The following is a 7,330-nucleotide window of genomic DNA, read 5'->3' on the forward strand; positions in this document are numbered from 1 at the left end:
ATGGGCGGAATCTTATCTTCACTCAACACTTCTTACACCGGCTTGCAAGCCCATCAGAGCATGGTGGATGTTACCGGGAATAATATTTCTAACGCTAGCGATGAATTTTATAGCCGTCAGCGCGTGATCGCAAAACCCCAAGCGGCCTATATGTATGGCACTAAAAATGTGAATATGGGCGTGGATGTGGAAGCCATTGAAAGGGTGCATGATGAGTTTGTTTTTGCTCGTTACACGAAGGCTAATTACGAAAATACTTATTACGATACAGAGTTTTCGCATTTAAAAGAAGCGAGCGCGTATTTTCCGGACATTGATGAAGCGAGCCTTTTTACAGATTTGCAAGATTATTTTAACTCATGGAAAGAATTGTCTAAAAACGCCAAAGACTCCGCTCAAAAACAGGCTCTCGCTCAAAAAACAGAAGCTTTAACGCACAACATTAAAGACACCAGAGAGAGGTTAACGACCTTACAGCATAAAGCGAGCGAAGAATTAAAAAGCGTTATCAAAGAAGTCAATAGCTTGGGTTCTCAAATCGCTGAGATCAACAAACGCATTAAAGAAGTGGAAAACAACAAGAGCTTAAAGCATGCGAATGAATTAAGGGATAAGCGAGATGAGTTAGAATTCCATTTGCGAGAGCTTTTAGGGGGGAATGTTTTTAAAAGCAACATTAAAACTCATTCGCTCACCGATAAAGACTCAGCGGACTTTGATGAGAGCTATAACCTTAACATTGGGCATGGGTTCAATATCATTGATGGTTCTATTTTCCATCCTTTAGTGGTTAAAGAATCCGAAAATAAAGGGGGTTTGAACCAGGTTTATTTTCAAAGCGATGATTTTAAGCTCACTAATATTACCGACAAGCTCAATCAAGGGAAAGTGGGGGCGTTATTGAATGTGTATAATGACGGCTCTAACGGGACTTTAAAGGGCAAATTGCAAGATTATATTGATTTGTTGGATTCTTTTGCTAGGGGCTTGATAGAATCCACGAATGCGATTTACGCTCAAAGCGCGAGCCATCATATTGAAGGCGAGCCTGTGGAGTTTAACAGCGATGAAGCCTTTAAAGACACTAATTACAATATCAAAAACGGCTCGTTTGATTTAATCGCTTACAACACCGATGGTAAAGAAATCGCCAGGAAAACCATTGCTATCACGCCCATTACAACCATGAACGACATTATCCAAGCCATTAACGCTAACACCGATGACAATCAAGACAACAACACCGAAAACGATTTTGACGATTATTTCACAGCGAGTTTTAACAATGAGACTAAAAAGTTTGTTATCCAGCCTAAAAACGCTTCGCAAGGGTTGTTTGTCTCTATGAAAGATAACGGCACGAATTTTATGGGAGCGTTAAAGCTCAACCCTTTTTTTCAAGGCGATGACGCTTCTAATATCAGCTTGAATAAAGAATACAAAAAAGAGCCTACCACTATCCGCCCATGGCTTGCTCCCATTAACGGGAATTTTGATGTGGCGAACATGATGCAGCAATTGCAATACGACAGCGTGGATTTTTATAACGACAAGTTTGACATTAAACCAATGAAAATCAGCGAGTTTTATCAATTTTTAACCGGTAAAATCAACACGGACGCTGAAAAATCAGGGCGTATTTTGGACACCAAACAAAGCATGTTAGAGACCATTAAAAAAGAGCAACTCTCTATTTCGCAAGTGAGCGTGGATGAAGAAATGGTGAATTTGATCAAGTTTCAAAGCGGTTATGCCGCTAACGCTAAGGTCATTACGGCTATTGATCGGATGATAGACACTCTGTTGGGGATTAAACAATAATTTTTCTACCAGTAGCGTTTTTATCAAATAAGCCTTATTTAACTTATTTTTAAGCTTTATTTGTTTTAAAACTCATTAACGATAATGGTTAATAGTATTATATAAGCAGTAAGCGAGAGGGTGTTTTGTAAAGCTTGTGTTATAATAACAAAGAAATTTTAAGCGTAACTGATTGAAAGGAAAACAGATGAGACGGAGTTTTTTGAAAACGATTGGCTTGGGTGTGATAGCACTCTCTTTGGGTTTGTTAAGCCCTTTGAGTGCAGCGAGTTACCCCCCTATTAAAAACACTAAAGTGGGGTTAGCCCTTTCTAGCCACCCGCTAGCCACTGAGATCGGGCAAAAGGTTTTAGAAGAGGGAGGTAATGCGATTGATGCGGCTGTAGCGATAGGTTTTGCTCTAGCGGTCGTCCATCCTGCAGCAGGCAATATTGGTGGTGGGGGTTTTGCGGTTATCCATTTGGCTAATGGCGAAAATGTTGCCTTAGATTTTAGAGAAAAAGCCCCCTTAAAAGCCACTAAAAACATGTTTTTAGACAAGCAAGGCAATGTGGTCCCTAAACTCAGTGAAGATGGCTATTTGGCGGCTGGGGTTCCTGGAACGGTGGCGGGCATGGAAGCGATGCTGAAAAAATACGGCACCAAAAAACTATCGCAACTCATTGATCCTGCCATTAAATTGGCTGAAAATGGTTATGCGATTTCACAAAGACAAGCAGAAACCCTAAAAGAAGCAAGGGAGCGGTTTTTAAAATACAGTTCTAGCAAAAAGTATTTTTTTAAAAAAGGCCATCTTGATTATCAAGAAGGGGATTTGTTTGTCCAAAAAGATTTAGCCAAGACTTTGAATCAAATCAAAACGCTGGGCGCTAAAGGCTTTTACCAAGGGCAAGTCGCTGATTTGATTGAGAAAGACATGAAAAAAAATGGAGGGATTATCACTAAAGAAGATTTAGCCAGTTATAATGTGAAATGGCGCAAACCCGTGGTAGGGAGTTATCGTGGGTATAAGATCATTTCTATGTCGCCGCCAAGTTCAGGAGGCACGCATTTGATCCAGATTTTAAATGTCATGGAAAATGCGGATTTAAGCGCCCTTGGGTATGGGGCTTCTAAGAATATCCATATCGCTGCAGAAGCGATGCGTCAAGCTTATGCGGACAGATCGGTTTATATGGGAGACGCTGATTTTGTTTCAGTGCCGGTGGATAAATTGATTAATAAGGCGTATGCCAAAAAGATTTTTGACACTATCCAGCCAGATACGGTTACGCCAAGCTCTCAAATCAAACCAGGAATGGGGCAGTTGCATGAAGGGAGCAATACCACGCATTATTCTGTAGCGGACAGGTGGGGGAATGCAGTCAGCGTTACTTACACCATTAACGCTTCTTATGGAAGCGCTGCTAGTATTGATGGGGCAGGATTTTTATTGAACAATGAAATGGATGATTTTTCCATAAAGCCTGGGAATCCTAATCTCTATGGTTTAGTAGGGGGCGATGCGAATGCGATTGAAGCCAATAAGCGCCCTTTAAGCTCCATGTCGCCTACAATTGTGTTGAAAAACAATAAGGTTTTCATGGTGGTAGGAAGCCCTGGAGGGTCTAGGATTATCACTACGGTGTTGCAAGTGATTTCCAATGTCATTGATTACAATATGAATATTTCTGAAGCGGTCTCAGCCCCTAGATTCCACATGCAATGGTTGCCTGATGAATTAAGGATTGAAAAGTTTGGCATGCCCGCTGATGTGAAAAATAACCTCACTAAAATGGGCTATCAAATCGTTACTAAGCCAGTCATGGGTGATGTGAATGCGATCCAAGTTTTGCCTAAAACTAAAGGGAGCGTTTTCTATGGATCAACGGATCCAAGGAAAGAATTTTAATTCTTTGTCATATGCGGGTTTTTAATCCTATTTAGCCTTATTTTGGGAGGGGGGACTTTTTAGCGAGAAAATCTTAAATTTAGTTTTAAAATTTATAAAAATAGTGTAAAATTTCTCGTTACAAGAGACGATACTAGATCTAAATGGTGTATGCAGAATGGAGTTTGAGAATGTTTGCTGGTTCTAGAACGCATGCAATTCTTTTTTTAAGATTGATAGCCATTGACATTATGTTTGATCTTATTAAAACAGAGGAGTAACAATGGGATACGCAAGCAAATTAGCCTTGAAGATTTGTTTGGCAAGTTTATGTTTATTTAGTGTTCTTGGTGCAGAACACCTTGAACAAAAAGGGAATTATATTTATAAAGGGGAGGAAGCCTATAATAATAAGGAATACGAGCGAGCGGCTTCTTTTTATAAGAGCGCTATTAAAAATGGAGAGCCGCTTGCTTATGTTCTTTTAGGGATCATGTATGAAAATGGTAGGGGTGTGCCTAAAGATTACAAGAAAGCGGCTGAATATTTTCAAAAAGCGGTTGATAACGACATACCTAGAGGGTATAACAATTTAGGCGTGATGTATAAAGAGGGTAGGGGCGTGCCTAAAGATGAAAAGAAAGCCGTGGAGTATTTTAGAATAGCTACAGAGAAAGGCTATACTAACGCCTATATAAACTTAGGCATCATGTATATGGAGGGTAGGGGAGTTCCAAGCAACTATGCGAAAGCGACAGAGTGCTTTAGAAAAGCGATGCATAAGGGCAATGTAGAAGCTTATATCCTTTTAGGGGATATTTATTATAGTGGGAATGATCAATTGGGTATTGAGCCAGACAAAGATAAGGCTGTTGTCTATTATAAAATGGCGGCTGATATGAGTTCTTCTAGGGCTTATGAAGGGTTATCAGAGTCTTATCGGTATGGGTTAGGCGTGGAAAAAGATAAGCAAAAAGCTGAAGAATACATGCAAAAAGCATGCGATTTTGACATTGATAAAAATTGTAAGAAAAAGAATACTTCAAGCCGATGACTCTCAAATTTGGGCTTGATTCAAGGGTTTTTTGTTTTATGCTAAGTAGCGTGTTTTTTGAACAATTGATTTGAAGCGATTAGATTAAAGATATTGCATTTTTCATGGCTAAGTAGCCTTATAGCAAAAACTTTAGCCAAAATATTGTTTGCTATAATTTTGCTGTTTGCCTTGCCTAAATATTCTCTTAACAAATCTCTAAATTTAACAACTCCAAACAACAGCGAGCGGTTTTCATAAGCTTTTTAAAAACGACGCTAAGATCGCCGAAAGCTTAAAACCAGCCACCACCAAGAACTTAAGCCAAGGTTTAGCCACCACTCTAAGCGGAGCGTTAAAATACCAATGGACTAAATTCACGCTAGGAACTTTATACCGCAACGCGCCCGATCGCATTTTAGGGATTAAATTACCTAAAGCTTTGAACGAAGCCACCGCAGGAGCAGCCCTAAAATATCACATTAAAAGAGCGTTAGAAAGAAGCCATTCAATAAGCGATTTTAGCAAGCAACTAGAAATGAGCGCTAAAAACTCACAATTCACTAACAACACGCTTAAAATCATTGAAGAGCTTAATAATGGCGTTAAACAAGCCAGCGATGAACTCAGATCTAAAGCGTTTGATTTTTCTAATGAAAAACTTACTAACGAGCAAATTAAAGAACTATTGAATAACGCAAAAATCCCCACAAGCGGGAGAGACGCTATTATTTTCGGTAAAAATAACCTAACGCCTGAAATTGTTGAATTTATGCACAAAAACAATAAGAAAATGATTATAGAAAAAGCCTCTAACAAAGAGGTGGAACTTTTAGCTGACGCTAACTTTAGACACCCTGAAAACATAAGAGCGAGTTTAGATCATGAAGCTATTTCTCATATACTCAAAAGGCATGGCGTTAATTCTGTTAATGTTAGAAATGGAGAAAATCCTATAACTTACGATGATATAGCTAATTATAGATATATCGTTAATGAGGCTGATGCAATTCTTAGAACCATAGACAAATACAATAAAGAAGCCATAACGGCGTTTAAACAAGTTAATGGCTATGCGGTAGTAGTAGAGCAAGCGACCAATAAGAAAAATGAATTAGTTTTAAAAACAATGTTTAAGAGTAATGGGAGCTATAAGGATAATGATGTTTATAAAGAATTTTCAAGCACCTCACTCAATGCTAACGCAAAGGTGCCCCATAGGTTGAGTTCCTATAGTGGTGCTACAGAGAATACTACTAAAAAACCTCTAACAAGTCAAGAGGATTTATTAAAAACTCCAAAAAACGCATTAAATTCGCAAGAAAAACCGCTAAATTCGCAAGATTTAAGCCCGCTTGAACAAGCTAGAGCCGAAAAGCTTGCCAAGTTACAACACGCTATAACCCCCCTGAAAGAATTTGGTAAGAATTACCCCGAGTTTGCCCTAAAGCCTAAAGAAGCGTTAGAAAAACTCTTACAAGCGAAAAACGGACAAGTCGCAGGTGCAGCGTATCGTGATGATTTAGGAGGGATTGATTTTATTTGGGGCAATAAAGATTACGGGCTAGAACACATCTTAAAGCGCCGAGAAGAGCAAGCCCTAAACAAAGGCTTAAACGAACAACAAGCTAAAGAATACGCCTTAAATGTAGTTAAATCAATCCCTGAGATTATAGAAAAAGGCGTTAAGGTTGATAATAACGGACGAATAGCTATTGAATACCAGCACATGCGAGTAGGACTTAATGATAAGTGGGATAATCAAAAGCTAGAGAATAAGTGGGTAATAAGCAGTTATGAAATTTATAATAGTGAGAGTGGGATACCATTCCGCCCTATATCCCAATTACAAGAGGTAGGGTTGGAACCCTCTAAACTCACTGAACCTAATCCTACCACAAAACCGCTAAATTCGCAAGATTTAAGCCCGCTAGAACTTGCCCAAGCTGAAAAGCTTGCGAAATTACAACACGCTATAACACCCCTTAAAGAATTTGGTAAGAATTACCCCGAGTTTGCTCTAAAGCCTAAAGAAGCGTTAGAGAAGTTATTGCAAGAGAAAAACGGACAAGTCGCAGGTGCAGCGTATCGTGATGATTTAGGAGGGATTGATTTTGTTTGGGGGAATAAAGATTACGGGTTAGAACACATCTTAAAACGCCGAGAGAAGCAATACAAAAAGTTAGGGCTAACAAAGAAACAAGCTAAAGTTAGGACTAACGAACTACTTAAGGAAATCCCTAACATTCTACAAAAAGGTTTCAAAGAAGAAGACAGACCAGGTTATGCGGTTATTACTCTAAACAATTCAAAAGTAATTTTAAGTAAGTTTAAGGGAGATAACGAACTAAAAAATCATTACATGATTACAAGTTTTGAAAGAGATGAAAAGGTTTTAAGGGAGTTAGATACCATTGCGACACTATCTAACGATTACAGAGATGGCATCAACTATAGCATCTCAAACCTTAATGAAAACAATCTTACACAAAAACCTCTAACAAGTCAAGAGGATTTACTAAAAACACCAAAAAACACGGCTCAACATTCGCAAGATTTAAGCCCGCTAGAACTTGCCCAAGCTGAAAAGCTTGCAAAATTAGAAA

Annotated in this window: 5 protein-coding genes; 4 read left to right on the forward strand and 1 reads right to left on the reverse strand. The window is 38.8% G+C overall.

Annotation, left to right across the window (positions count from 1 at the left end):
• The 3 genes from flgK (at position 1) to H7O61_RS07390 (ending at position 4,745) form a co-directional block, all read left to right on the forward strand.
• Positions 1–1,821 carry a flagellar hook-associated protein FlgK gene (flgK, locus tag H7O61_RS07380; protein ID WP_187875582.1) on the forward strand — a complete coding sequence of 607 codons (1,821 nt, stop codon included), beginning with the start codon at positions 1–3 and terminating at the stop codon, positions 1,819–1,821.
• 187 nt (positions 1,822–2,008) lie between these two features.
• Positions 2,009–3,712 carry a gamma-glutamyltransferase gene (gene ggt, locus H7O61_RS07385; RefSeq protein WP_187875583.1) on the forward strand — a complete coding sequence of 568 codons (1,704 nt, stop codon included), beginning with the start codon at positions 2,009–2,011 and terminating at the stop codon, positions 3,710–3,712.
• 262 nt (positions 3,713–3,974) lie between these two features.
• Complete coding sequence (locus tag H7O61_RS07390; protein ID WP_187875584.1) at positions 3,975–4,745, forward strand: HP1117 family Sel1-like repeat protein; 771 nt, start codon at positions 3,975–3,977, stop codon at positions 4,743–4,745.
• Positions 4,746–4,979: 234 nt separating this feature from the next.
• Here the strand turns inward: H7O61_RS07390 and H7O61_RS07395 are convergent, their stop codons facing one another.
• On the reverse strand, positions 4,980–5,180 hold the full coding sequence (locus H7O61_RS07395; protein ID WP_187875585.1) for a hypothetical protein: 201 nt from the start codon (positions 5,178–5,180) through the stop codon (positions 4,980–4,982).
• Between H7O61_RS07395 and H7O61_RS07400 the strand changes: the two genes are divergently transcribed.
• A partial coding sequence (locus H7O61_RS07400; protein ID WP_331459599.1) for a DUF3519 domain-containing protein occupies positions 5,149–7,330 on the forward strand: 2,182 nt, incomplete at its 3' end. The genes H7O61_RS07395 and H7O61_RS07400 overlap by 32 nt on opposite strands.

The organism is Helicobacter pylori (genome assembly GCF_014496965.1).
GTDB classification, from domain to species: Bacteria; Campylobacterota; Campylobacteria; order Campylobacterales; family Helicobacteraceae; genus Helicobacter; species Helicobacter pylori_CZ.

Coding starts and splice junctions, on each gene's coding strand:
- flgK (WP_187875582.1), top strand. CDS start 1: ATGGGCGGAATCTTATCTTCACTCAACACTTCTTACACCGGCTTGCAA.
- ggt (WP_187875583.1), top strand. CDS start 2,009: ATGAGACGGAGTTTTTTGAAAACGATTGGCTTGGGTGTGATAGCACTC.
- H7O61_RS07390 (WP_187875584.1), top strand. CDS start 3,975: ATGGGATACGCAAGCAAATTAGCCTTGAAGATTTGTTTGGCAAGTTTA.